Origin of the sequence: Microbacterium sp. NPDC059771 (genome assembly GCF_042732495.1) — a bacterium.
Classification (GTDB): Bacteria; Actinomycetota; Actinomycetes; order Actinomycetales; family Microbacteriaceae; genus Microbacterium; species Microbacterium sufflavum.
The window spans coordinates 2,146,667-2,171,142 of the sequence record NZ_JBHWHK010000001.1; the positions used below are offsets into that span (position 1 = coordinate 2,146,667).

Genomic DNA, 24,476 nt, shown 5'->3' on the forward strand with positions numbered 1-24,476 from the left:
GGGCTCACGCTCTGTGCGCATTCTCCCGGCGGCGAGCGGACACCGGTGCCTCGACGAGGTGGGAGGATGGAGGGGTGACTGCGATCGAGCCGAATGTCGTCCCCTTTGCCTCGCCTGCCGCCGCCAGCGGTGCGCCCTTCGTGACCACGCCCGTCGCGTACGATGCGATCCTCCTCGCCGGCTTCGGTGGCCCGGAGGGTCAGGAGGACGTGATCCCGTTCCTCCGCAACGTGACGCGCGGCCGCGGCATCCCCGACGAGCGGTTGGAGGAGGTCGCGCACCACTATCGTCACTTCGGCGGCGTGAGCCCCATCAACGGGCAGAACCGCGTGCTCAAGGAGGCGCTCGAGCAGGCGCTCGTCGCGCGCGGCATCGAGCTGCCCGTGTACTGGGGCAACCGCAACTGGGCCCCCTACCTCGAGGAGGTCGTGCCCGAGGCGGCGCGCAACGGGCACACCACGCTGCTCGCGTTCGCCACGAGCGCCTACAGCTCGTTCTCCAGCTGCCGCCAGTACCGCGAGGACTTCGCGCGCGTGCTGGAGGAGACCGGCCTCGGGGAGACCGTCACGATCGACAAGATCCGCCCGTTCTATGACCACCCGGGTTTCGTCGAGGCCTTCGAGTCGGGAGTGCGGGAGGCCATCGAGGGCTTCCTGGCGCAGGGCATCGCCGCGCCGGACATCCAGATCCTGTTCTCGACGCACAGCATCCCGACGGCCGACGCCGAGCGTTCCGGCGCCCGCGACATCGACTGGGGCGAGGGCGGCGCCTACGCCGCGCAGCACCTGGCCGTCGCGGCCTGGGTGATGGACCGGGTACGGCAGTCCGTGCCGGCGGCGGCCGACGTGGCCTGGGAGCTCGTCTACCAGTCGCGCTCGGGGCCCGCGTCGCAGCCGTGGCTCGAGCCGGACGTGTGCGACGTGATCGGTGAGCTTCCCGCGCGAGGGCGGCGCGCGGTCGCGGTCGTGCCGGTGGGATTCATGAGCGACCACATGGAGGTGCTCTGGGATCTCGACACCGAGGCGGCGGAGGCGGCGGAAGACGCGGGACTCGCGTTCACGCGCACGCCGACGCCTGGCGTGTCGCCGACGTTCGTCGAGGGGATCGTCGACCTGATCGAGGAGCGGCTGCAGGGGCGTCCGAACGAGGAGCGCGCTCACGTCACATCGCTCCCCGGCGGCTTCGACGTCTGCCGGCCCGGCTGCTGCGAGAACGTCAGGGCGGGGTTCAAGCCGGCGGCCGCCGGCGTCGCCCCGTGACCGGAACGGGTGTCGGCGGCGGCTTCTAGGATGGAAGCCATGCGCATCCACATCGCCACCGATCACGCTGGACTCGATTTCTCCACGCAGCTGCAGGAGCACCTGCGGGCGGCGGGGCACGAGGTCGTCGACCACGGTCCGGTGGAGTACGACGCGCTCGACGACTACCCGGCGTTCTGCATCCGGGCTGCTCAGGCGGTGGTCGCCGATCAGGAGGCGGGCGTCGAGGCGCTGGGTGTCGTGTTCGGCGGATCCGGCAACGGCGAGCAGATCGCGGCGAACAAGGTGCGCGGTGTCCGCGCGGCCCTGGTGTGGAACCTCTCCACGGCCGAGCTCGCACGGGAGCACAACGACGCCAACGTGATCTCCATCGGCGCGCGGCAGCACACGTACGACGAGGTGACCTCCTTCATCGACCGGTTCATCTCGACCCCGTTCTCGGGCGACGAGCGTCATGTGCGCCGCATCGGACAGATCGCCGACTTCGAGCGCGACGGCTCGCTGCTCCCGGATCCGCGGGGCTGACATGCCCGAGGGTCACTCCGTCCACCGCATCGCCCGGCAGTTCGACCGCAACTTCGTCGGCAAGGTGCTCCGCGCCTCCAGCCCCCAGGGACGCTTCGCCGAGGGGGCGGCGATCCTCGACGGGCGCACGGCGACGAGCGTGCAGGCGGTCGGCAAGCAGATGTTCCTGGAGACCGAGGGCGACCTGTGGCTTCGCGTGCACCTGGGGCTCTACGGTGCCTGGGACTTCGCTGGCGAGATCCTCGTCGACCCCACGATCGCGTCTGCGAATGGACGTATGGGTCAGACGAACCAGCGAGGCACCGTGCTGGAGGACCCGATCCTGGACGACGCCGGAGAGAACTCTCTCGCCTCGATCGGCGCCCCGCGACGCACGCGGGTGCACGTGCGCATGTCCGAGCAGACGAAGGGTCTCGCGGACGAGGGGGTGGAATGGCCGCCGCCCGTGGTGGGGCAGGTGCGTCTGCGGCTCATGACCGACATCACGGCCGCCGACCTGCGCGGCCCTACGGCGTGCGTTCTGCAGACGCCCGAGGAGATGCTCGCGACGGTCGCCAAGCTCGGTCCGGATCCGCTCGTCGGTGATCCGGCCGAGAACGAGGAGCGCTTCGTCCGCGCGGTGCGCAAGAAGTCGACGCCCATCGCGCTGCTGCTGATGGACCAGGCGGTGGTGAGCGGCATCGGCAATGTGTATCGCGCGGAGATGCTCTACCGGCAGCGGCTCAATCCGCACACGCCCGGACGAGACGTGCCGGAGGATGTGGTGCGCGCCCTCTGGCACGACTGGGTGCGCCTGCTGGCGATCGGTGTCGAGACGGGTCAGATGATGACGATGGACGACCTGTCGCCCGACGAGTACCGTGCTGCGATGGCGAGCCGCGACGACCGGCATTGGGTGTACCACCGCGCCGGACTCCCGTGCCGGGTCTGCGGCACCGAGATCGCGCTCGAGGAGATCGGCGCGCGCAAGCTCTACTGGTGCCCCCGCTGCCAGGCGTGAGTCCGCGCTGGCGTGTGCGGGCGCCCCTAGGCTGAATCCATGCGACAGAATCCGAGCTTCACGCTCGCCGACGTGACCGAGATCCGGCGCGTGATCGAGGCCAACCCCTGGGCCACCATCGTGAGTTCGACCGACGACGGGCTCGTCGCCTCGCACTATGCCGTGCTGCTCGACGACGACCGCGACGACCTGACGATCGTGGCCCACGTCGGGCGTCCCGACGACCTCATCCACGGGCTGGGGGAGCGGGAACTGCTGGTGGTCTTCCAGGGCCCGCACGGCTACGTGTCGCCCGGCTGGTACGGCGATGTCCCCGCGGTGCCCACATGGAACTACACGGCCGTGCACCTGGCGGGCACACCCGAGATCCTGACGCCGGACGAGAACCTGCGGGTGCTCGACCGCCTCGTGGAGCGGTTCGAGAACGGCATGCCCGAGCCGCGGCTGATGTGGCAGCGTCCCAACGACGCCGCGTTCGTGGAACGGCTCGCCGCAGGGACAGTGGGATTCCGCCTCACCCCCGCGCGCGTCGTCGCAAAGCGCAAGCTCAGCCAGAACAAGCCCGTCGAGACGATCGAGTCGGTGATCGCGGCACTCGAGAGCGAAGGCCCGTACACCAACCGTCCTCTGGCGGCGGAGATGCGGCGCGCTCAGGTGGCGCGCGAGGGGAACCGGGCATGACGGCGCGGAACGACACCGTCGGGACGGTGCGCGCCGTTCGTCTGGCCGGTCCCGGCCGGGAGTTCCTCATCGACGACGAGCCGGTGGACCTTCACCTCGACGGCGGCGTCATCGTCGACATCGCGCCGACCGGCGCCCTGCGACCGCGTGGACAGGTGCTCGACGCCGATGGTCTCTGGGCGGTCCCCGGCTTGTGGGACAACCACGTGCACACGGTCCAGTGGGCGCTGGCGGCGGAGCGGGTCCCGTTGCATGACACGACCTCGGCGGCGGAAGCCGCGCTGCGGATGGGTGAGGCGCCGACGCTCCCCGACGGACGCCGCGTCGGTACGGGATTCCGCGACGCCCTGTGGCCGGATCGGCCGAGCCTGGAGCTGCTGGACGCGACGACGGGAGCGGCGCCCACCTACCTCATCAATGCCGACGTGCACAGCGTGTGGCTGAACACCGCTGCTCTCGCCCGCGAAGGCTTCCGTGCTGACGACGGGGTCCTGCGCGAGGAGGACGCCTTCGAGATCTCGCGCCGCCTCAACGCGGTCGACCCGGCGCACAGCGACGAGGCCGTGCTCCGCGCCGGTGAGGCCGCAGCGGCGCGAGGCGTCACCGGACTGGTCGATTTCGACATGGCGTGGAACGCCGCTGCTTGGCCGCGCCGCATCCGTGCGGGCTTCGCCTCGCACCGCGTGGAGTTCGCGTTCTATCCCGCAGACCTCGATCGTGCCGTGACCGAAGCGCTGCGTAGCGGCGAGCCGCACGAGGAACCGGACACTCCCGCGGAGGCGCGCGGTCTGATCCGTGTCGGCTCGCTCAAGATCATCACGGACGGGTCGCTGGGAACCCGCACCGCCGCGTGCTCTCACGCCTATCCGGACGACCCCGGCAACTACGGGGTCCTGACGGTACCGGGCGATGAGCTCGTCGCTCTGCTGACCACCGCGACCGGCGCGGGCATCACGGCGGCCGTGCACGCCATCGGCGACCGCGCTGTCACGTCCGCCCTCGACGCCTTCCTGGTCACCGGGGCGACCGGTTCTCTGGAGCACGCCCAGCTCGTGCGTCATGCCGACCTGGCGCGGTTCGCGCGCCTCGGTGTGATCGCCAGCGTGCAGCCGCAGCACGCCGTCGACGACCGTGACTTCGTCGAGCACCACTGGGCAGGGCAGACCTCTCTCGGTTACCCGCTGTCGTCTCTGTTCGCCGCCGGTGCCGAGGTGCGGTTCGGTTCCGACGCCCCGGTGGCGCCCCTCGACCCGTGGCAGGCCCTGTCGGCGGCGGTCTGGCGCACGGATGACGAGCGGGAATCGTGGCACCCGGAGGAACGCCTCACGGTCGACCAGGCGTTGAGCGCCAGCGTGCGCTCCACGCTCCGCCCCGGGGAGATCGCCGATATCGCGCTCACGTCCGCGGATCCGCGCACCGCAGATGCCGCCGCGTTGCGCGCGATGCCCGTGGCCGCCACCCTTCTCGCGGGCCGCGTGACCCACGTCGGCTGAGCCTCGCGCACGCGGAGAGGGCGGCCCCGGTATCCCGGGGCCGCCCTCTCCGAAGGTGCTGACTGGTCAGGCCGCGATGTGCGAAACGAGGAACCAGCGGTCCTTCTCCAGTCCGCGCTGGATCTCGATCGCGACGTCCTGGCTGGTCAGGTCGACCTCGTCGAGGCCCTCGACGGCCGCCTTGACGTCGACGAGGATGGCGTCGATATCGGCGATGACCGCGCGGATGAGTTCATCCGACTGCGCGAAGCCGGCGGCGACCGACGTCGAACCGGCCTTCTCTGCGACGGCCGAGACGCGCGCGTCGATCGGGAGTCCGAGGGCGACGATCCGCTCGGCGGCGGTGTCGGCGAAGTCGCCGGCATGGGCGACGATGGTGTCGAGGAGTTCGTGGACGCCGACGAAGTTCGCCCCGCGCACGTGCCAGTGCGCCTGCTTGCCGTTGATGGTCAGGGCCTGAAGGCCGAGGACGACGGGGGAGAGGAACTGCGCGGCGCCGGCGGCGACGGTGGGGTCGATGGCGGTGGGGGAAACGGTCTGTGCCTTGCTCATCTTGTGCTCCTCCGGGAGATTCTCGTGTCTGATGGGAACAACGCTACTCAGCTGAAAATGTTCCGCAAGCAAGATGAGGCATCGCTTACCGCCGCGAATCGGCGCGGGACGGGCGACGGCTAGAGTCGCTGCATGAGCGACGACGCGACCATCCTGTCTCTGCCCGGCCGCACTCCCGATCTCGACGACTCGGTGTTCCTCGCTGCGGGCGCCAGGGTGATCGGGGAGGTGACCATCGGGGAAGGGTCCAGCGTCTGGTACAATGCGGTCCTCCGGGCGGACTCCGCTGCGATCACGATGGGCGCTGGCAGCAACGCACAGGACAACGTGTCGATCCATGTCGACAGCGGACACCCGGTCGTGATCGGAGACGATGTCTCGATCGGGCACAACGCCGTCGTGCACGGCTGTCGGATCGGCGACGGTTCGCTCATCGGAATGGGAGCCGTGGTGCTGTCAGGCGCCCGTATCGGCTCGGAGTGCCTCATCGCCGGCGGCGCGCTCGTACTCGGCGACGCGGAGGTGCCGGACGGCTCGCTGGTGGCAGGCGTCCCGGCCCGCGTTCGTCGCGCGCTGAGCGACGAGGAGCGTGCCGGGTTACGGGAGAACGCTCGGATCTATCGCTCACACGTCGAGACCCATCGTGGTGCGGCGCACGCCGACGCGTCCGGGGAGGAGAGCGGTTCGGACGGGCGGTAGTCTCGGAGGGCAGGGGGCGGTGGCCAAGCTGGTTAAGGCAGTGGGCTCATAACCCAACGATCGCGGGTTCAAGTCCCGCCCGCCCTACGACTCGGATTTGCACGGGATCCATGCCGCCATGGGGCGCACCGGATGAGGAGGCTGAGAGCATCCGCACTCCGAAGGGAAGTCATGCAGCTCTCACCAGAATCCGAGACCGTCGTTCGCGCCACCGCCGGTGTGGTCGCCGAGCACGCCGAGGAGATCACTCGACTGTTCTATCCGCGGATGTTCGCGGCGCACCCCGAGCTTCTCCGGGTCTTCAACCGGGCGCACCAGGCGCACGGTGAGCAGCCGAGGGCCCTCGCCGCCTCGGTCGTCGCATTTGCCGTGTCCCTGATCGATCCCGAGGCGCCCGATTTCACGCCCGTGATGCGGCGCATCGCTCACAAGCACGTCTCGCTCGGGATCCGCGCGCGTCAGTACACGATCGTGGGACACCATCTGCTCGACGCCGTGGGGATCGTGCTGGGCGACGCGGTGACCCCGGAGGTCCGTGCTGCCTGGGACGAGGTGTACTGGCTGTTAGGGTGCTCACTCATCGCGGAAGAGGCTCGACTGTATGCGTTGGCCGGCACCGACCCCGAACACCCGTGGCGCAAGCACCGCGTGGTCGAGCGGATCGCGGAGACCGACGACGTGGTCACCCTCGTGCTCGAACCCCTCGACGGTGCGGTCGCCGATCACCGCGCGGGGCAGTACGTGGCCGTCGCCGTGGATCTGCCGGACGGCTCACGGCAGCCGCGTCAGTACACGCTGTCGTCTGCGCCCGGGGGCGGAGCACTGCGGGTGACCGTGAAACGGGTGCGCGGGATCGATGGTACGCCCGACGGCCAGGTGTCCACGTGGCTGCACGACAACGCGATGCCCGGCACGATCCTCGACGTCTCACAGCCCGCCGGTGACGTCGTCCTCGATGAGTCGCACGACCCGCTGGTGCTGGTCTCGGCAGGGATCGGCATCACCCCGGTCGCGGCGATGCTGGACGGCGTTCGACGCACGCAGCCCGAGCGCACTGTGCGGCTCTTCCATGCCGATCGCACACCGTCGTCGCACGCGCTCGTCGGCCCCGTGCAGGAGAACCTCAGCGGCCTGGAGGATGCGACGGCGGTGCGCTGGTACTCGTCGGCCCCGACGGACGCTCCTGTCCTCGACGGCGTGCGCGCCGGGCGGATGGACCTGACGGATGTCGAGCTTCCCGCCGGGGCGCGGGTGCTCCTGTGCGGACCCCTCGGCTTCATGCGCGACATGCGCGCGTCACTGCTCGGGCGCGGCGTGCCCGCGGAGCGGATCGACTACGAGGTGTTCGGCCCCGACACCTGGATGCGCCATCCAGCGGACGCGTCGGCGGCGTGAGCAGCGAGCGGTCGAGGACGCCGGTTCACCGGGGCCTCCGGAGACCAGAACGACAGGAGAGGGCCGTGTCAAGCCCCTCCTGTCGGCCGTCCGGACGCGCCAGCCTCTTTCTGTGCGGCGTCCGCCGCTGAACGGGAGGCAACATGAGCATCGGCACTGGAATCGTGCTCTTCGTGATCGGGGCGATCCTCGTCTTCGCGGTGAACGTCGAGGTGACCTGGGTGAATCTCGACATGGTCGGATACATCCTCATGGGAGCCGGAGTCGTCGTCTTCTTGATCGGCATCGTGCTCCTGGCACGTCGCCGTCGGACCGAGACCGTCTCGCGCACGTATGTCGATCCCGCCACGGGGGAACCCACCACCCGACGGTCGGTGAGCTCGAGTTCCGACGACGGACTCTGAGCGACACGGACGGCTCGCGGGGACCCTGGGCCCCGCGAGCCGTCTGCGTGTCAGCTGAGGTCGGCGCCCTCGAGATGCTCCTCGACGAGGGTGATGCCGCCGCTCGAGTTCGCCGAATGGGCGAGCTCCTCGATCCACCGTCGACTCAGTTCCGGCGGCTCGGGAGCGTCGAACACGAAGCGCAGCGGGATGGAGGGATGCAGCCACAGCGTGGAACGGCCGGGTGCGTCGCCCTCGGGGTGCCGCCAGGAGAGCGTGAAGCTCTCATTGCGACGAAGCTTGGTGGCGATGACGACCTTGAGGTGGGCGAGCGCCCTGTCGTCGATCTGGATCGGGGTCTGAGTGTCTCCGTAGTAGAGGCTTCCCATCGTCAACCGACCTTGGTGCTGCAGAGGACTGCGGTGTTCATGGGGGCTCCTCGAAACATGCTGGGGGCCGGACGGGGTGATCCGGATACTTCGGACTCTAATCGGCTCAGCCGATAGAGCCCGAGAGGGCGCGCAACTCGCCGTCACGCACGAAACAAGTGTGCGCGTGGTGTCAGGTCCGGGGCAACGTCGGCGGCATGGAGTACGCCTCACGATAGGCCGCGGCGAAGCGCGAGGAGTTGCTGAACCCCCACCGCCGCGCGATCGTCGCCACGGAGGCCCCGTTGCGGGCCAGCAGGTCTCTATGGGCTCCGTCGAGGCGGGCCCGACGCAGTGCCTCGGTGGGGGTGATGTCGAGCGCCCGACGGAAGGCGTACTGAAGTCCCCGCGTGGACATGTACGCGGCGGCTGCCACGTCATCGATCGTGATCGGGAGATGGGCGTTGTCGTCGATGTACGCGAGGGCGCGCCGCACCGACGCAGGGGCGCCCGACCGCTGGCTCGGACGCCGCAACGCATCACTGAACGTCGTCGAGAAGCTCGTCATCGTGAGCATCAGCGCGTGGCGCTCGAACTCCTTCCCGACCAGCGGGTCGACGGGCTCGCCTTCGACGAGCGTGCTCTCGAGGTAGGTGAACATCGCCCCCCACCGGTCGGCGTCGGCGCGGGAATGGGGCGAGAGCCCGGTGGCTTTGAGCTCCACCCGGTCGTCTCCCGTCACCTGACGCATCGTGGCCTGGGCGGCCGACCGATCGAAAACGAGGGCGCGCACGCGGGCTCCGTGCTCCCACGTCGCGTCCACCTGGGTGCCGTCGGTGAGCCACGGCACACCCGCGTCGAGCGGTTGGCGATGCGACCACACCTGCGCGTCCGGAGAGTCGACACGGCACACCAGCAGTTGATCGTCCGGCTGCGTTCTGGCGTGCACCTGTGCGGCGAGGTCGTAACGGAGGACCGTGGTGGCCCCGAGCTCCATCGAACGCCAATCGAAGCGGAAGCGATGGGGGTCGACGTCTTCGAGCGTGGCGGACGGCACGAACTGCTTCCAGGTGGGCTCCACCTGCGCGACATCCCTGGATGTGAACTGCACCTTCGGCCCCTCGTTGCGTGACCGACCCGAAGAGGAAGGCCACTTGGGACGATAACCCATCATGCTGACACCGAGGCAGAGGGTGGCGTCGGTCGCTCGTAGACTCGGGGTATGACCGTGCCTTCCCCCTACGCGGACCGCCTGAGCACCCTCCCCGTGGAGAGCCACGAGGTCGCCGTCCGCGGCGGTGTCACGGCGTACTGGGAGTACGGTCCGCGCGACGCCGACACGACCATCGTCGCCGTGCACGGGTTCCGCGGCGAGCACCACGGCCTCGAGCCGGTGCTCGCGTACCTTCCGGAGGTGCGGGTGCTGGTCCCGGATCTCCCGGGCTTCGGGGAGACCGCGCCGCTCCCCGGACGGCGCCACGACCTGGACGAATACGCCGCGTGGTTGTCGGACTTCGTCGCAGCGACCGCCCCCGGAGCGGTGATCCTCGGCCACTCCTTCGGCTCCATCGTCGCGGCGGCCGCCGTCGCGGGAGGTCTCGCGACGCCGCGCCTGATCCTCCTCAACCCCATCGGCGCGCCGGCACTGGAGGGGCCGAAGGGGCTGATGACCCGGCTGGCGGTGCTCTACTACGCCCTCGGCGCGAAGCTGCCCGACCGGCTCGGTACCGCGGTGCTGCGGAACCGGGTCATCGTGCGCGTGATGAGCATCACGATGGCGAAGACCCGCGACCCGGGGCTGCGCCGCTTCATCCACGATCAGCACGACACCTACTTCTCCCGGTTCTCCGACCGCGATGTGCTGCACGATGCGTTCGTCGCGAGCGTGTCGCACGACGTGCGCGAGTTCGCGCCGCGCATCGACGTGCCGACGCTGCTGGTCGCGGCGCAGCGCGACGACATCACGCCCATCGAGGCGGAGCGGCGGCTGGCGACCCTGTTTGCCGACGCGGAACTCGTCGAGATCGCCCACGTCGGTCATCTGATCCACTACGAGACCCCGGTCGAAGCAGCCGGGGCGATCAGGCGCTTCCTGAGGATTCCCGTCGCGCGAGGCCGATGAGCCCCGCCACCCGGAACGGGATCACCTCGCCCATGGCCAGGGAGGTCTCGGTGCGCTCGACCCCGTCGATCGACAGGATGCGCGCGTCGGTGTCGAACAGGTGCCTGGCGTCACGGCACGCGACGCGGGCGAGGAGGTCGATCGACCCGCTGAGTCCGTGCGCCTGCACGACCTCGGGGATGCGCGCGAGTTCGGTGATGATGCGGGGAAGCTCGGTCTGGCGTACGCCGATGCTGACGAAGGCCTGCAGCGGGAAGCCCAGGACGTCGGGGGAGAAGGCGCGCTCGTAGGAGAGGAAGACGCCGGTCTGATCCAGGCGGGCCATCCGCGCCTGGATCGTGTTGCGTGACAGCCCCATCTTCTCCGCGAGCGCGACGATCGTGATCCGCGGATCGTCGGCGAGCGACGCGAGCAGCTCGAGATCGATTCGGTCCAGTCCAGGCATAGTGCCAAACCCTAGCAGGCCCGAACTGGCGAAAAATGAGCAACATGCTCAAGTGGTGGACGATTGCTTGAGCGAGGTGTTGAGCAGACGTACCCTCAGACCATGCCGGTGATGACGCCGGCACCGTTGCGCGAAGCCCCACGAGGGCCGCCGAACGAGGAGGACGACGATGTCACCGCAGGCCACACCGATCGCAGACACCGCCCAGGATCTGGAACTCTCGGAGCGCCTTCTCGCCCCGGACGGGTCCCGCGTTCCGAACCCGCGCCTCGACCCGTTCGTCGTGGACGTGGACGCCGCGCAGCTCCGCGCGCTCCACCGCGACATGGTCGTACTGCGTCGCATCGACGCGGAGGGCGTGGCGCTGCAGCGTCAGGGTCAGCTCGGACTGTGGGCGCCGTGTCAGGGCCAGGAGGCGACGCAGATCGGCACCGCCCGAGCTCTCGACCCCCGCGACTTCGTGTTCCCCAGCTACCGTGAGACCGGCGTGATCTACGCGCGCGGCGCCCAGCCGGGCGATTACGTGCGCATGTGGCGCGGGGAGGAGGGGGCGGCGTACGACCCCGCGGCTCTCGGTGTCGCGCCGCTGCAGATCATCATCGGCGCGCAGACGCTCCACGCCGTCGGCTACGCACTGGGGATCCAGTACGAGAAGGCGGCGGAAGTGGCGGTCACCTATTTCGGGGACGGTGCGACGAGTCAGGGTGACGTGAACGAGGCGATGATCTTCGCCGCCTCGTACCAGGCCCCCGTCGTGTTCGTCTGTCAGAACAACCACTGGGCGATCTCGGAGCCGGTCGCCGTGCAGTCCCAGTACCCGATCGCGGGACGCGCGCCCGGATTCGGGATCCCCAGCCTGCGGGTCGACGGCAACGACGTGCTCGCGTGCCTGGCGGCGATGCGGTGGGCCCTCGACCATGCGCGTTCCGGCCGTGGACCCGCGTACATCGAGGCCGTGACCTACCGCATGGGCCCGCACACCACCGCGGACGACCCCACCCGGTACCGCGACGACGCGGAGCTGGAGGCCTGGCGTCGGCGGGATCCGATCGCTCGGCTGGAGGCGTACCTGCGCCGTGTGGGGGAGTTCGACGACGACCACGTGGCGGACACGCAGGCGGCGGCTGACGCGGTGGCGAAGGAGATGCGGGCGGCCTGTCTCGGAATGGTCACGCGTCCGCCGCTGGCCGTGTTCGACGGCGTGTACGCCGAGCCGCACACGGGGCTGGAGCGTCAGCGCGACGAATACGCCGCGTATCTCGCGTCGTTCGAGAGCGAGGTGTGACATGACCCAGCTCACGCTCGGCAAGGCCCTCGGCGCCGGACTGCGCCAGGCCATGCGCGACGACGACCGGGTCGTGCTCCTCGGCGAGGACATCGGCAAGCTCGGAGGGGTGTTCCGCATCACCGATGGACTGCTCGACGAGTTCGGCGCCGCGCGCGTGATCGACACCCCGCTCGCCGAGTCGGGCATCGTCGGCACGGCGGTCGGGCTCGCGTTCCGCGGCTACCGCCCGGTGGTCGAGATCCAGTTCGACGGCTTCGTGTACCCGGCATTCGATCAGATCGTGTCGCAGGTGGCGAAGCTGCACTATCGGACTCAGGGCCGGGTGAAGATGCCCCTCACGATCCGCATCCCGTGGGCCGGAGGCATCGGAGCCGCGGAGCACCACTCCGAGTCGCCGGAGGCCTACTTCGCGCACACCGCGGGGCTGCGCGTCGTCGCGGTGTCGAACCCGGAGGACGCGTACCGCAGCCTGCGCCAGGCGATCGCCTCGGACGACCCTGTCGTCTTCTTCGAGCCCAAGCGCCTCTACCACCACAAGGGCGAGGTCGACCTGGAGGCACCGCTCGCCGACGCGCCGCCGATGGGACTCGCCCGTGTCGTCCGTGCGGGCACGGACGCGACGGTGATCGCCTACGGTGCGATGGTGACGACGGCGCTGCAGGCCGCCGACGCCGCTGAAGACGAGGGGCTGTCGTTGGAGGTCGTCGATCTCCGCTCGCTCTCGCCCGTGGACTACGACTCGGTCGCCGCCTCGGTGCGCAAGACGGGCCGGGTCGTGGTCGCGCACGAAGCCTCCAGGGAAGCCGGGCTCGGTGCCGAGGTCATCGCCAGCATCACCGAGCGCTGCTTCGAGTACCTCGAGCACGCGCCGCTGCGCGTGACCGGACACGACGTGCCGTATCCGCCCGCGAAGCTCGAGAAGTACCATCTGCCCGACCTCGACCGCATCCTCGACGCTGTCGATCGCGTGATGGACCGCCCGAACAGCCTGACGGGAGCGGACGCATGATCGCCGAGTTCCGTCTGCCCGACCTGGGGGAAGGGCTCACCGAGGCGGAGGTCGTGCAGTGGCTCGTCTCGCCCGGCGAGAAGGTGGCGCTGAACCAGACCCTCGCCGAGGTCGAGACCGCGAAGGCCGTGGTGGAACTGCCCTCGCCCTACGAGGGCACCGTGTCCAGCCTGCATGCCGAGGCGGGCGAGACCGTGGCGGTGGGGGCACCGCTCATCGCCTTCGACGTCGCCGGTGAGGAACCGCAGACTCCGACCCCCGCGATCGAGGGTGCCGAGGCCGAAGGCAGCGAGAAGACGCAGCCGAACCTCGTCGGCTACGGTGCTGCTCCCACGACGGCGGGCCGGCCCGCGCGGCGTGCCCGTCGGATCGGTGGCGCGAGTCCGGCGGCGGACACCGCGGTCCTGGAGGCGGCTCCCCACGACGCCTCGCCCTCGGCGTCCGTGGAGACCGTGATCGAACGGCCGCGCTCGACGCCGCCCGTGCGGGCGCACGCGAAGCGCCTCGGCGTCGACCTGGTGCTGGTCGCGGCGGAGGTCGGCGACCGGCTGATCACACGTCAGGATGTCGACGCGTACGCCGAGCGGCTCGCGGCCCGCTCGGACGCGACGCGCACGCCCGCGCCCGTGCCGGGGAGCGCCGCTCGTCCGACCGGCCACCAGCCCGACCGCGAGACCCGCATCCCGATCCGGGGAGTGCGCAAGCACACCGCGGCGGCGATGGTGCAGAGCGCGTTCACGGCGCCGCACGTCACCGTGTTCCATACGGTCGACGTCACCGCGACGATGGACCTGCTGGCACGACTGCGCGAGGACCGCGCACTCAGTGGCCACCGGATCGGTCCGCTCGCCGTCGTCGCGAAGGCGGTGTGCCTTGCCCTCGGCGGGGCGCCGGGCCTGAACGCGCGGTGGGATGAGGAGGCGGGCGAGATCGTCCAGTACGGCTACGTCGACCTCGGGATCGCCGCGGCGACCGAGCGGGGCCTGATCGTGCCGATGATCCGCGATGCGGAGCGGATGACCCTGGTGGAACTCGCGGATGCCATCGCGGCGCTCGCAGAGACAGCTCGCGCGGGCAAGACGTCGCCCGCGGAGCTGTCCGGCGGCACGTTCTCGATCTCGAACATCGGAGTGTTCGGCGTGGATGCCGGGACGCCGATCCTGCCGCCGGGTCAGTCGGGCATCCTCGCGGTCGGTGCGGTCAGGCGGCAGCCGTGGGAACACGCCGGAGAGATCGCGCTGCGTCAGGTGATGACGCTGAGCCTCTCGTTCGACCACCGGATTGTGGACGGCGCGGAGGGCGCCGCGTTCCTGAAGGCCGTGGCCGACGTGCTCGAGGAGCCCGGCAGGGCGATGCTGCTCAGATGAGGGCGCGCAGCGCCGCCTCCGCCATCGTGACCAGTACGGTCGCGGTGGCGGAGTGCCGCCTCGTCGCGGCTCGCGTGCTGTGGGGCGTCGAGTTGATCAGCCCGAAGCACGCCTGGACGCGCAGCCGGAGTTCGTCGCGGGCGACGTCGTCGCGGGGATCGATCGCGGCGAGCGCGTCCATCCAGAGCTCGATGTAGGCACGCTGGAGCCGGCGGACCTCGGCGCGGTCGGCGTCGGCCAGATGCGCGACGTCGCGGTCCTGCACCTGGATGACCTCGGCGTTGCCGAGCGCGAAGTCCACGTGGAACCGGATGAGTGCGCGCATGCGCTCCTGAGGGTCGGCGGCGGACACCGCCACGCGGTCACCCCCGTCGACCAGGTCGTGGCTGACCTTCACGAGCACGGCGCCGAGCAGGGCCTGTTTTCCCGCGAAGTGTCGGTAGACGGCGGGGCCGGAGACGCCGACCGCTGCGCCGATCTCCTCGAGGCTCACGCCGGTGTAGCCGCGGTCGGCGAACAGCCGGGCGGCCGCGTGCAGCAGCGCGTCGGACCGCTCTGCTTTCGCGCGGTCCCTGGCGGTGAGCGGGCTTGTCATCTCAGTTAATCCTCGCTAACCTGAATCATCGGGTTAGTGAACACTAACCGAGAATGCGTGCACCGCGCCAGGGCAGTCCGTGGCGCGGTCGTGGGTCGAGGAGGACATCACGATGCCGGCAACCCAGGAAGATCTGGCGCACGAGCTGCGTGCTCGGATCGCGACCGCCGCCATCGGCGGTCCGGAGGCGTCACGCGAACGTCACGTCGCGCGCGGCAAGCTGCTTCCGCGCGACCGGGTCGCGCGGGTGCTCGACGAGGGCAGCCCCTTCGTGGAGATCGCTCCGCTGGCGGCGGACGGCCTGTACGGGGGAGAGGCGCCGGGGGCCGGGGTCATCGCGGGTATCGGACTCGTCCACGGCCGCCACGTCATGGTCGTCTGCAACGACGCGACAGTGAAGGGCGGCACCTACTACCCGCTCACGGTCAAGAAGCACCTGCGGGCACAGGAGATCGCGCTCGAGAACCGCCTTCCGTGCCTGTATCTCGTCGACTCGGGCGGGGCGTTCCTGCCGCGACAGGACGAGGTCTTCCCCGATCGCGACCACTTCGGGCGCATCTTCTTCCACCAGGCGCGCCTCTCGGCCGCGGGTGTTCCGCAGCTCGCCGCCGTGCTCGGGTCGTGCACCGCCGGGGGAGCGTATGTCCCGGCGATGAGCGACGAGACGGTGATCGTGCGCGATCAGGGCACCATCTTTCTGGGCGGACCTCCGCTCGTGAAAGCCGCGATCGGCGAGGTCGTCTCCGCGGAGGAGCTCGGGGGTGGAGCGCTCCACGCGAAGCGCAGCGGCGTCGTCGACCACCTCGCGGAAGACGACGAGCACGCACTGGAGATCCTGCGGGACATCGTCGCGACGCTTCCCGCGCCCGCCCCGCCCGCCTGGGAGGTCGTCGAGAGCAGACCGCCGTCCGAGACGGGCTCACTGTACGACGTGGTCCCGGTGGACGTGAACGCGTCCTACGACGTGCACGTCGTGATCGACCGGCTCGTCGACGGCGATACCTTCCGGGAGTTCAAGGCCGAATACGGCACCACCCTCGTCACCGGCTTCGCGCGCCTCCACGGACACCCGGTCGGCATCGTCGCGAACAACGGCGTGCTGTTCAGCGAGTCGGCGCTCAAGGGCGCCCACTTCATCGAGCTGTGCGACCAGCGCGGCATCCCGCTGCTGTTCCTGCAGAACATCACCGGCTTCATGGTCGGGTCGGATGCGGAGGCCGGAGGGATCGCGAAGGACGGGGCCAAGATGGTCACCGCGGTCGCGACCACCCGTGTCCCGAAGCTCACCGTGATCATCGGCGGGTCGTTCGGGGCGGGCAACTACTCGATGTGCGGGCGCGCCTACTCCCCGCGGTTCCTGTGGACGTGGCCGGCGAGCCGCATCTCGGTCATGGGCGGTGCTCAGGCCGCATCCGTCCTGGCCACGGTGAAGGAGGACCAGCTGGCCGCGCGCGGTGAGACCTGGGCGCCCGACGACCGTGCGGCGTTCGAGGAGCCGATCCGCGAGCAGTACGAGCGGCAGGGCGAGCCGTACTACGCCACGGCGCGCCTGTGGGACGACGGCATCGTCGACCCCGCGCAGACCCGCGACCTGCTCGGGCTGGCGCTCGATGTCGTCTCCCGCACCCCGCTGCCCGAACCGCGCTTCGGCGTCTTCCGGATGTGAGCCCCATGTCTTCGTCACCCTCTCTCTCGTTCGCCACCGTCCTCGTCGCGAACCGCGGCGAGATCGCCCGACGCATCATCGGCACGCTCCGCGCTCTGGGTATCCGCAGTGTCGCGGTCTACAGCGATGCCGACGCGGGGGCACCCCATGCGCGCGAGGCCGACGTGGCGGTCCGCATCGGGCCGGCTCCGGCGGCCGAGTCCTATCTCGACATCGATGCCGTCGTCGCGGCCGCGCGGGCCACCGGCGCGCAGGCGATCCACCCCGGCTACGGCTTCCTGTCCGAGAGCGTCGGGCTGGCGGAGGCGTGCGCCGAGAGCGGAATCGTGTTCGTCGGCCCCTCCGTGACGGCTCTGCAGGTCATGGGCGACAAGGCCAGGGCGCGGGACCACGTCGCGCGGAGCGGGGTGCCGGTCGTTCCGGGGTTCGACGCACGCGGACTGTCCGACGCGGAGATCGAGGAGGAGGCGGACGCGGTCGGGTTCCCCCTCCTGGTGAAGCCGAGCGCGGGCGGAGGCGGCAAGGGCATGGAGGTCGTCGCGGACGCGGCCGCACTGCGCCCCGCCCTGTCCTCCGCGCGACGGGTCGCCGCCGCGGCCTTCGGCGACGACGCGCTCATCCTCGAACGGCTCATCGCCCGGCCGCGGCACATCGAGGTGCAGGTCTTCGGCGATGCACACGGCCGGGTGGTGGCGCTGGGCGAGCGCGAGTGCACGCTGCAGCGACGGCATCAGAAGGTCATCGAGGAGGCGCCGTCGGCCGGCATCCCCGAGGACACGCGCGACCGGCTCCTGACGGCGGCGGTGCGCGCGGCGGAGAGCGTCGCCTACGTCGGCGCCGGCACCGTGGAGTTCCTAGTCGATGCGGACGCCCCGGAGAACGTGTTCTTCATCGAGATGAACACGCGCCTCCAGGTCGAGCACCCGGTGACGGAGGAAGTGACCGGGCTCGACCTCGTGGCGCTGCAGCTGCAGGTCGCCGACGGTCGTCCCCTCGAGGTCGAGCCGCGCGGGCGGGGTCATGCCGTCGAGGCGCGCGTGTACGCCGAGGCTCCGGAGCGCGGCTTCCTGCCGTCCACCGGGACCGTGCTGCTGTTCGAGGCCCCGGATGGGGTCCGGGTCGACGCGGCTGTCGAGACGGGCAGCGTGGTGACGGGCTACTACGATCCGATGATCGCGAAGGTGATCGCTCACGCCGACGACCGGGCGACCGCCCTCCGCCGCCTGGACGACGCCCTGGCGCGCACCGTGGTGCTGGGGGTCGACACGAACATCGGGTTCCTGAGGCGGCTGCTGCACGACGAGCGTGTCGTCGCGGGCGACCTCGACACGGGGCTGATCGAGACGCTGCTCCCGCTGGAGCCGAGCCGACCCTCCGCATCGCAGCTCGCCGCTGCAGCCGCCGCTCTCCAGCCCGTCGGGGCATCGCCGCGAGCCGCCGACCCGCTGTGGGGACGACTCGCCGGGTGGCGGCTCGGCGCCGATCCCGCTCCGGTCGCGCCCCTCACCGTGCTCACGGATGACGACGCGGTGGTCGAGCTGCACGACGCCGATCCCGGACGTTCGACGGTGCGCGCGGCCGTGGATGCCGACGGGGCGGTGTGGGTCGTCGAAGACGGGGCCACCATGAGGCTTCTGCCCGTGGATCGGCGCGCGCGCCTCCAGCGTCGGCTGGCCGCGACCGGCGACGGTGGTCGCGCGAGCGAGCCGGAGGGACGAGCCCCGATGCCGGGGAGCGTGGTGGCCGTGCACGTCGCGGACGGCGCGGTCGTCGCGGCCGGCGAGCCGCTCGTCGCGATCGAGGCCATGAAGATGGAGCACCAGGTGCTCGCCCCGCACGACGGGGTGGTGCACCTGTTGGTCGCGATCGGCGACCAGGTACGGCGCGACCAACCGGTCGCCCGGGTGACGACGATGGAGGACGACCGATGATCGAGAGCCTGACCGACGAGGAGCGCGAGCTCGCGGGGATGGTGCGGGAGTTCGCCGACACCGTGGTCGCCCCGCAGTCCTACGAGGCCGACCGCACGCACACGCTCTCGATGGACGTGGTCGCGCAGATGGGCGAGCTCGGGCTGTTCGGCCTTCCCTTCCCCGAGGAGTACGGCGGACAGGGCGGCGACTATATGGCGCTCGGCATCGCGATCGAGGCGCTGGGCCGGGTCGACCAGTCGATCGCGATCACGTTGGAGGCGGGGGTCAGCCTGGGCGCGATGCCGATCTACCGGTTCGGCTCGGAGGAGCAGAAGCGCGAACTGCTGCCTGACCTGCTCGCCGGACGCGCTCTCGCCGGGTTCGGGCTGACGGAGCCGGAGGCGGGAAGCGACGCCGGCGCCACGCGCACCACGGCACGGCTCGACGGCGACGACTGGGTGATCGACGGCTCCAAGCAGTTCATCACGAACTCCGGCACGCCGATCACGCGCTTCGTGACGGTGACCGCCGTGACCGGCGCGACCGAGGGACGCAAGGAGATCTCGACGATCATCGTGCCCAACGGCACCCCGGGGTTCACGGTCGAACCGCCCTACGACAAGGTCGGCTGGAACGCCTCGGACACCCACCCGCTCACGTTCGACGGGGCGAGGGTGCCCGCCGGCAACCTGCTGGGGGCGCGTGGCAGCGGGTTCCGCAACTTCCTGAGCATCCTCGACGAGGGTCGCATCGCGATCGCCGCCCTCTCCACCGGTGCGGCCGAGGGGTGCCTGGAGGCGGCGGTCGCCTACGCGAAGAGTCGCACGATCTTCGGCAGCGCGCTCAGCACCCGGCAGAACGCCCAGTTCACGCTCGCCCGCATGCGTGCGCGCGTGCACACCGCGCGACTCGCGTGGCACCATGCCGCCCGGTTGCGCGACGCGGGCTCCCCGTTCGCGGAGGCCGCGGCGATCGCGAAGCTCGTGGCGGGCGAGGCCGCGATGGACAACGCGCGGGATGCGACGCAGATCTTCGGCGGCAACGGCTTCATGAACGAGTTCCCCGTGGCACGCCACTACCGCGACTCCAAGATCCTCGAGATCGGCGAGGGCACGACGGAGGTCCAGCTGCTGGTGATCGCCAGGGCCCTGGGGCTCGCCGGGTAGCGTGGAGGGATGAGCATGCGCGACATCGAGCAGCGCGGACTGTACTTCGAGGAGTTCGACACGGGAGTGCGGTACCTGCATCGACCGGGGCGCACGGCGACCGAGGCCGACAACGTGCTCTTCACGACGCTCACCATGAACACGCAGGCACTGCACCTCGACGCCGCCTTCGCCGACGCCAGCGAGCCGTTCCACGCGCGACTGATCAACTCGATGTGGACCCTGTCCACGATGGTCGGGACCTCGGTGGCGCAGCTCACGCAGGGCACGCTCGTGGCGCAGCTCGGCATGGGCGACGTCGCGTTCCCGCACCCGCTGTTCGCGGGCGACACCCTCACCACGGAGACCGTCGTGGAGGAGAAGCGCCTGTCATCCTCCCGCCCGGGGACGGGGGTCGTGCGACTCGCGCACACGGGGCGGAACCAGGACGGCACCGTGGTCGCCACGGCCACGCGCACGGTGCTGGTCCGCTGCCGCCCGGAGGCGTCCGCATGAGCTTCGACCTCGGCCCCGCGCTGCTGTTCTGCCCGGCGGATCGCCCGGAGCGCTTCGCGAAGGCGCTCGACCGCGCCGACGCGGTCATCCTCGACCTGGAGGACGCGGTGCTTCCGGGGGCGAAGGCCGAGGCCAGAGCGAACGTGCGATCGGCCGCGCTCGACCCGGAGCGTGTGATCGTGCGGGTGAACGCGCCGAGCTCCGCCGAGTTCGACGCCGACCTCGCGGCCCTGGCGGAGACGGGCTTCCGGACGGTCATGGTCGCGAAGAGCGAGAGCGCGTCCGATCTCGACCGTCTCGGCGACGCGTACGACCTGATCGCGCTGTGCGAGACGGCGCGCGGTGTCCACGCGGCGCCCGACATCGCGGCGCATCCGCGGGTGGTCGCCCTGATGTGGGGAGCGGAGGATCTGGTCGCCTCACTGGGCGGCACCTCGTCGCGGACCCCGGCCGGCCGTTACCGCGACGTCGCCCGCTACGCCCGCGCCCGCGTGCTGCTCGAGGCGGGGTCGTACGGCAAGGCAGCCATCGATGCCGTGCACGTCGACATCGGCGACCTGGAAGGGCTGCAGCAGGAGGCCGCCGACGCTGCGGCATCCGGCTTCCGCGCCACGGCGTGCATCCACCCGAGCCAGGTGTCCATCGTGCGAGAGGCCTACCGTCCCGACGCCGAGACCGTCGCCTGGGCGAGGGCCGTGCTGGAGGCAGCCGCCACGGAGCGCGGGGTCTTCCGGTTCGACGGTCGCATGGTGGACGAGCCCGTGCTCCGGCACGCGCGCTTCGTGGTCTCCCGCGCCCGCTGAGGCCGCGTCATCCACCGCGCGACAGAGCGCCGGGGCGTCAGAGCACGGGCGACTCGTCGAGCAGTCGCAGGTACCCCGGTGCCGCGACGAAGCGGTGCGCCGAGCCGTTGCCCAGAACGGTGCCCTCGCGGGGGAGCGTGCCGCCGGAGACGTGATCGATCACGGCGCGGATCACTCCGCCGTGCGTGACCACGAGCACCGACTCCGCCTGCGGGGCCGAACGCCGTCGCGCCTCCCTGGCGATGCGGTGCAGGGCCGCGATCGCCCTCACCCCGACGTCGGGCAGCGACTCGGCGCCGGGAACCTCCGCGTGCCAGTCGCCGTACGTCGAGATGTAGTCGGGGACCAGGAGTCCCTCGCCCTCGCCGAACTCCCGCTCGCGCAGGTCGGGGACGACACCGGCGATGTCGAGCCCGAGACGCTGCGCGATGATCTCCGCGGTCTCCCTGGCGCGGGAGAGCGGGCTCGTGTACACGGCGTGGTGCGCGGTCCCGGCGAGCTTCTCGGCGGCCCAGCGTGCATCCTCGCGCCCGGTGTCGTTGAGGGGGATGTCGGTGGAGCCCTGGATGCGCCTCGCGAGGTTCCAGTCGGTCTGTCCGTGGCGGATGAGGGTGAGGTGGGTCACTGCAGCAGCTCCTGGAGGGCGGGAAGGACGTCGCTGGTGCCTGCGGCGAGCGTGGCGTCCGCCCAGGCGTCGGCGCGTGTCGGTTCGCGGTTGACGATGATGAGCGGGATCCCCCGGCGTCGGGCGCGGTCGACGAGCCGCACGCCGGAGTTGACGACCAGGGACGAGCCAGCGACGATCAGGGCCGTGCTGGAGCGCAGCAGGGATTCGGCCGCGCGGAATCGGTCCTGGGGCACGTACTCGCCGAAGAACACCACGTCGGGCTTGAGCATCCCGCCGCACACCGTGCACGCGGGGATCACGAAGCCGTCCGTGCTCTCGGGCAGCACATCGCCGTCCGGTGCGAGGGCCACGTTCTCAGGCACGGTGATCCAGGGGTTGAGCTCCTCGATCTGCACGGCGATGTCGCGTCGGTCGAACACCTGTCCGCAGTGCAGGCACAGGACGCGGCGCATGGTGCCGTGGACCTCGATCACGTGCGAGCTGCCGGCCCGCAGGTGCAGGCCGTCGACGTTCTGGGTGATGACACCGGACACGGTCCCGGCGGTTTCCATCGCGGCGACGGCCAGGTGTCCCGGGTTGGGGGCGGCCTGTGCGAACGCGCGCCAGCCGAGGTGCCCGCCCACCCAGTACCGCCGTCGGGCGGCCTCGTCACCGAGGTACGTCTGGATCGTCATGGGGTCGCTGCGCGTGCGCGCGCCTTCGCCGCGATAGGCGGGGATGCCCGAGTCGGTCGAGATCCCGGCTCCGGTGAGGAAGGCGATGCGCCGGCCGCGGAGCAGGTCGGCGACCCTGCCGAGGGTGGCCGATGACTCGGCGGTGTTCGACGCGCTCACAGGACCTCCCCGTGCGAGTCTACGGCGCGGCGACGGGGCCGGTCTCGCGCTGGCAGAGTGGAGGGATGCACCTGACGTCCGTGACCGACCTCGACGACCCGCGGCTCGACGACTACCGCGGGTTGACGGACACGGCGCTGCGAGCCGGCCGAGGGGCTCTACATCGCGGAGACGACGACGGTGATCGAGCGCGCGGTGGCGGCCGGTCACCGCCCGCGCTCCGTGCTCGTCGCCGAACGTCGGGTCGAGGAGATGGCGCGTGTGCTCGGAGAGCTGCCGGTCCCGGTGCTGGTCGTTTCCGACGAACTGGCCGAACGCGTCACGGGCTACGCCGTGCACCGCGGAGCCCTCGCGTCGATGCAGCGCCCCGCCCTCGCCCCGGTCGCCGACGTGATCCGCGGGGCCCGGCTCGTTCTGGTGCTGGAGGGGCTCGGTGACCACGCGAACGTGGGCGCCGCGTTCCGTGCGGCCGCCGGGCTGGGGGCCGACGCGGTGCTGGTCTCGGCGCGCTGTGCCGATCCGCTGTACCGCCGGAGCGTGCGGGTGAGCATGGGAACGGTGTTCCAGGTGCCGTGGACCCGCATGGCCGACCTGGGTGAGGGGATGCGCGACCTCACCGCGCAGGGGTTCGACATCGCCGCTCTCGCCCTCGACGACGGCGCGGTACCGCTGGATGTCTACGCTGCGGAGCGCCCGGAGCGGGTCGCCCTGCTGATGGGCTCGGAGGGGGACGGTCTGTCGCGGGAGGCGCTGGCAGCGGCAGACACCGTGGTGACGATCCCCATGTCGGGCGGCGTCGACTCGCTCAACGTCGCCTCCGCCGCTGCCGTCGCGCTGTGGGCGCTGCAGAACTGACCGATCAGTCGCGGCCGGGGAGGATCACCGGTCCGGGCTCCGGTCGCTTGGCGGCGATGTTGTCGCCCGAGGACTGATGCCGCAGCCGCCGCAGCACCCACGGCACGAGGTGCTCCCGCGCCCAGCCCAGGTCTTCGGCTCTGGCCGCACGCCACGTACGGAGGGGGAGCGGCTCGGGCTGCATGGCCTCCAGATCGTTCGGGACGTTGAGGGCGCGCAGCACCATGCGGGCCACCTCGTGATGCCCGAGCGCGTTGTAGTGCAGACGGTCGTCGTCGAAGAATCGCGCGTCCTGCACGACCTTGAGCGCCCACTGGTCGGCGACGATGCAGTCGTGCCGCTCCGCGATCGCGCGCACGTTCTCGTTGTAGATCGCGACCTTGCCGCGGAAGGGTCGGAACACCGGGGTGAACCCGGTGTCGATCCCGGTGAACAGGATGACGGCGGCGCCCGTGGACGACAGGCGCGACACGGCGTCCTCGAGCTGGGCGGCGATCGCGTCCGGGTCGGTGCCGGGGCGGATGACGTCGTTGCCACCCGCGCAGATCGAGATCAGGTCGGGTCGCAGCGCCACGGCCGGCTCCACCTGGTCGGCGACGATCTGGGCGATGAGCTTGCCGCGCACGGCAAGGTTGGCGTACGCGAAGTCGTCGACCTGCTGTGCGAGGACCTCGGCGACGCGGTCGGCCCAGCCGCGGTGGGCGCCGGGGTTCACGGGGTCGGGGTCGCCGATGCCCTCGGTGAAGGAGTCGCCGATGGCGACGAACCGTCGCCACGGATGCGGAGTCTCGTTCGGGACGTAGGGGCTCCTGGTCGATTCCTGGTCGCTCATCCGGCTCTCCTTCGCGGGGGCTTGCGGGCGGCGGTCGGCCGCTGCGCAGTGACCGAGCCTACCCGTCGGGGGTTCCGCGGGGGCGGACGCGCGCGGCGATCGCG

General features: G+C 70.8%; 25 protein-coding genes, 1 tRNA gene and 1 pseudogene. 19 read left to right on the plus strand and 8 right to left on the minus strand.

The genetic code is table 11. The features are described from left to right. The first annotated feature begins 74 nt into the window (after positions 1 to 74). The 5 genes from ACFV3I_RS10210 to ACFV3I_RS10230 are packed head-to-tail and all read left to right on the plus strand — an operon-like array spanning position 75 to position 4,958. Positions 75 to 1,259, plus strand: coding sequence for a ferrochelatase (locus tag ACFV3I_RS10210; protein WP_136037372.1), 1,185 nt, complete (start codon positions 75 to 77; stop codon positions 1,257 to 1,259). A 39-nt stretch (positions 1,260 to 1,298) separates the two neighbouring features. Further along, on the plus strand, positions 1,299 to 1,784 hold the full coding sequence (locus tag ACFV3I_RS10215; protein WP_136037371.1) for a ribose-5-phosphate isomerase: 486 nt from the start codon (positions 1,299 to 1,301) through the stop codon (positions 1,782 to 1,784). Between the two features lies 1 nt (position 1,785). Further along, entirely contained in the window at positions 1,786 to 2,784 is a 999-nt protein-coding gene (locus ACFV3I_RS10220; RefSeq protein ID WP_136031893.1) for an Fpg/Nei family DNA glycosylase, read from the plus strand. 39 nt (positions 2,785 to 2,823) lie between these two features. Beyond that, a complete protein-coding gene (locus ACFV3I_RS10225; RefSeq protein WP_136031895.1) occupies positions 2,824 to 3,465 on the plus strand; it encodes an FMN-binding negative transcriptional regulator in 642 nt (213 codons plus the stop codon). After that, entirely contained in the window at positions 3,462 to 4,958 is a 1,497-nt protein-coding gene (locus ACFV3I_RS10230; RefSeq protein ID WP_378822770.1) for an amidohydrolase, read from the plus strand. The genes ACFV3I_RS10225 and ACFV3I_RS10230 overlap by 4 nt, the downstream gene beginning before the upstream one ends. Before the next feature lie 66 nt (positions 4,959 to 5,024). On the opposite strand, the gene ACFV3I_RS10235 is transcribed toward ACFV3I_RS10230, so the two are convergent. Then, positions 5,025 to 5,510 (minus strand): Dps family protein, encoded by a 486-nt coding sequence (locus tag ACFV3I_RS10235; RefSeq protein WP_136031899.1) that lies wholly within the window; start codon positions 5,508 to 5,510, stop codon positions 5,025 to 5,027. 132 nt (positions 5,511 to 5,642) lie between these two features. On the opposite strand from ACFV3I_RS10235, the gene ACFV3I_RS10240 reads away from it, so the two are divergent. The 4 genes from ACFV3I_RS10240 (at position 5,643) to ACFV3I_RS10255 (ending at position 8,008) form a co-directional block, all read left to right on the plus strand. Further along, positions 5,643 to 6,209, plus strand: a complete 567-nt coding sequence (locus tag ACFV3I_RS10240) for a gamma carbonic anhydrase family protein (RefSeq protein ID WP_247638765.1) — start codon at positions 5,643 to 5,645, stop codon at positions 6,207 to 6,209. A 13-nt stretch (positions 6,210 to 6,222) separates the two neighbouring features. After that, positions 6,223 to 6,296: transfer RNA gene (locus tag ACFV3I_RS10245), tRNA-Ile, on the plus strand. A 45-nt stretch (positions 6,297 to 6,341) separates the two neighbouring features. Next, the gene (locus ACFV3I_RS10250) at positions 6,342 to 7,604 is read left to right on the plus strand and encodes a globin domain-containing protein (protein WP_378822772.1); all 1,263 of its coding nucleotides are present in this window, start codon (positions 6,342 to 6,344) and stop codon (positions 7,602 to 7,604) included. A gap of 143 nt (positions 7,605 to 7,747) precedes the next feature. Then, positions 7,748 to 8,008 carry a DUF6458 family protein gene (locus ACFV3I_RS10255; RefSeq protein WP_136031905.1) on the plus strand — a complete coding sequence of 87 codons (261 nt, stop codon included), beginning with the start codon at positions 7,748 to 7,750 and terminating at the stop codon, positions 8,006 to 8,008. 50 nt (positions 8,009 to 8,058) lie between these two features. Here the strand turns inward: ACFV3I_RS10255 and ACFV3I_RS10260 are convergent, their stop codons facing one another. Both ACFV3I_RS10260 and ACFV3I_RS10265 read right to left on the minus strand, forming a co-directional pair. Further along, the gene (locus ACFV3I_RS10260) at positions 8,059 to 8,376 is read right to left on the minus strand and encodes a hypothetical protein (RefSeq protein WP_136031908.1); all 318 of its coding nucleotides are present in this window, start codon (positions 8,374 to 8,376) and stop codon (positions 8,059 to 8,061) included. Between the two features lie 172 nt (positions 8,377 to 8,548). Continuing rightward, entirely contained in the window at positions 8,549 to 9,466 is a 918-nt protein-coding gene (locus ACFV3I_RS10265; protein WP_136037365.1) for an AraC family transcriptional regulator, read from the minus strand. Positions 9,467 to 9,577: 111 nt separating this feature from the next. Between ACFV3I_RS10265 and ACFV3I_RS10270 the strand changes: the two genes are divergently transcribed. Beyond that, positions 9,578 to 10,477 carry an alpha/beta fold hydrolase gene (locus tag ACFV3I_RS10270; RefSeq protein WP_378822773.1) on the plus strand — a complete coding sequence of 300 codons (900 nt, stop codon included), beginning with the start codon at positions 9,578 to 9,580 and terminating at the stop codon, positions 10,475 to 10,477. On the opposite strand, the gene ACFV3I_RS10275 is transcribed toward ACFV3I_RS10270, so the two are convergent. Continuing rightward, complete coding sequence (locus ACFV3I_RS10275; protein ID WP_136032312.1) at positions 10,437 to 10,922, minus strand: Lrp/AsnC family transcriptional regulator; 486 nt, start codon at positions 10,920 to 10,922, stop codon at positions 10,437 to 10,439. The two genes, ACFV3I_RS10270 and ACFV3I_RS10275, sit on opposite strands and share 41 nt — an antisense overlap. Positions 10,923 to 11,091: 169 nt before the next feature. On the opposite strand from ACFV3I_RS10275, the gene pdhA reads away from it, so the two are divergent. Genes pdhA through ACFV3I_RS10290 form a run of 3 tightly spaced genes read left to right on the plus strand, consistent with a single transcriptional unit; the run spans position 11,092 to position 14,586 of the window. Next, on the plus strand, positions 11,092 to 12,207 hold the full coding sequence (pdhA, locus tag ACFV3I_RS10280) for a pyruvate dehydrogenase (acetyl-transferring) E1 component subunit alpha (RefSeq protein ID WP_247638767.1): 1,116 nt from the start codon (positions 11,092 to 11,094) through the stop codon (positions 12,205 to 12,207). 1 nt (position 12,208) lies between these two features. Next, positions 12,209 to 13,219 carry an alpha-ketoacid dehydrogenase subunit beta gene (locus ACFV3I_RS10285; RefSeq protein ID WP_136037361.1) on the plus strand — a complete coding sequence of 337 codons (1,011 nt, stop codon included), beginning with the start codon at positions 12,209 to 12,211 and terminating at the stop codon, positions 13,217 to 13,219. Beyond that, positions 13,216 to 14,586: a dihydrolipoamide acetyltransferase family protein gene (locus ACFV3I_RS10290; RefSeq protein WP_136045245.1), complete on the plus strand. Its 1,371-nt coding sequence runs from the start codon at positions 13,216 to 13,218 to the stop codon at positions 14,584 to 14,586. The genes ACFV3I_RS10285 and ACFV3I_RS10290 overlap by 4 nt, the downstream gene beginning before the upstream one ends. Here the strand turns inward: ACFV3I_RS10290 and ACFV3I_RS10295 are convergent. After that, positions 14,579 to 15,181 carry a TetR/AcrR family transcriptional regulator gene (locus ACFV3I_RS10295; RefSeq protein WP_136032319.1) on the minus strand — a complete coding sequence of 201 codons (603 nt, stop codon included), beginning with the start codon at positions 15,179 to 15,181 and terminating at the stop codon, positions 14,579 to 14,581. The two genes, ACFV3I_RS10290 and ACFV3I_RS10295, sit on opposite strands and share 8 nt — an antisense overlap. 112 nt (positions 15,182 to 15,293) lie before the next feature. Here ACFV3I_RS10295 and ACFV3I_RS10300 point away from each other — a divergent pair, with 112 nt between their 5' ends. Genes ACFV3I_RS10300 through ACFV3I_RS10320 form a run of 5 tightly spaced genes read left to right on the plus strand, consistent with a single transcriptional unit; the run spans position 15,294 to position 21,224 of the window. Next, positions 15,294 to 16,847: a carboxyl transferase domain-containing protein gene (locus ACFV3I_RS10300; protein WP_247638768.1), complete on the plus strand. Its 1,554-nt coding sequence runs from the start codon at positions 15,294 to 15,296 to the stop codon at positions 16,845 to 16,847. Positions 16,848 to 16,852: 5 nt separating this feature from the next. Then, positions 16,853 to 18,778 (plus strand): acetyl/propionyl/methylcrotonyl-CoA carboxylase subunit alpha, encoded by a 1,926-nt coding sequence (locus ACFV3I_RS10305; protein WP_378822774.1) that lies wholly within the window; start codon positions 16,853 to 16,855, stop codon positions 18,776 to 18,778. Next, positions 18,775 to 19,926 carry an acyl-CoA dehydrogenase family protein gene (locus ACFV3I_RS10310; RefSeq protein ID WP_378803677.1) on the plus strand — a complete coding sequence of 384 codons (1,152 nt, stop codon included), beginning with the start codon at positions 18,775 to 18,777 and terminating at the stop codon, positions 19,924 to 19,926. The genes ACFV3I_RS10305 and ACFV3I_RS10310 overlap by 4 nt, the downstream gene beginning before the upstream one ends. Positions 19,927 to 19,935: 9 nt before the next feature. Then, complete coding sequence (locus ACFV3I_RS10315; RefSeq protein ID WP_378803678.1) at positions 19,936 to 20,421, plus strand: MaoC family dehydratase; 486 nt, start codon at positions 19,936 to 19,938, stop codon at positions 20,419 to 20,421. Continuing rightward, positions 20,418 to 21,224 carry an HpcH/HpaI aldolase/citrate lyase family protein gene (locus ACFV3I_RS10320; RefSeq protein ID WP_378803679.1) on the plus strand — a complete coding sequence of 269 codons (807 nt, stop codon included), beginning with the start codon at positions 20,418 to 20,420 and terminating at the stop codon, positions 21,222 to 21,224. Before ACFV3I_RS10315 ends, ACFV3I_RS10320 begins: the two co-directional genes overlap by 4 nt. A gap of 37 nt (positions 21,225 to 21,261) precedes the next feature. Here the strand turns inward: ACFV3I_RS10320 and ACFV3I_RS10325 are convergent, their stop codons facing one another. Next, entirely contained in the window at positions 21,262 to 21,849 is a 588-nt protein-coding gene (locus ACFV3I_RS10325; RefSeq protein ID WP_136032331.1) for a histidine phosphatase family protein, read from the minus strand. After that, positions 21,846 to 22,685 (minus strand): Sir2 family NAD-dependent protein deacetylase, encoded by an 840-nt coding sequence (locus tag ACFV3I_RS10330; protein WP_136032333.1) that lies wholly within the window; start codon positions 22,683 to 22,685, stop codon positions 21,846 to 21,848. The genes ACFV3I_RS10325 and ACFV3I_RS10330 overlap by 4 nt, the downstream gene beginning before the upstream one ends. A 65-nt stretch (positions 22,686 to 22,750) precedes the next feature. Between ACFV3I_RS10330 and ACFV3I_RS10335 the strand changes: the two are divergent. Continuing rightward, positions 22,751 to 23,540, plus strand: a pseudogene (locus ACFV3I_RS10335) (TrmH family RNA methyltransferase). A gap of 4 nt (positions 23,541 to 23,544) precedes the next feature. On the opposite strand, the gene ACFV3I_RS10340 reads toward ACFV3I_RS10335, so the two are convergent. Beyond that, positions 23,545 to 24,372 (minus strand): SGNH/GDSL hydrolase family protein, encoded by an 828-nt coding sequence (locus tag ACFV3I_RS10340; protein WP_136032337.1) that lies wholly within the window; start codon positions 24,370 to 24,372, stop codon positions 23,545 to 23,547. Positions 24,373 to 24,476: the final 104 nt, after the last annotated feature.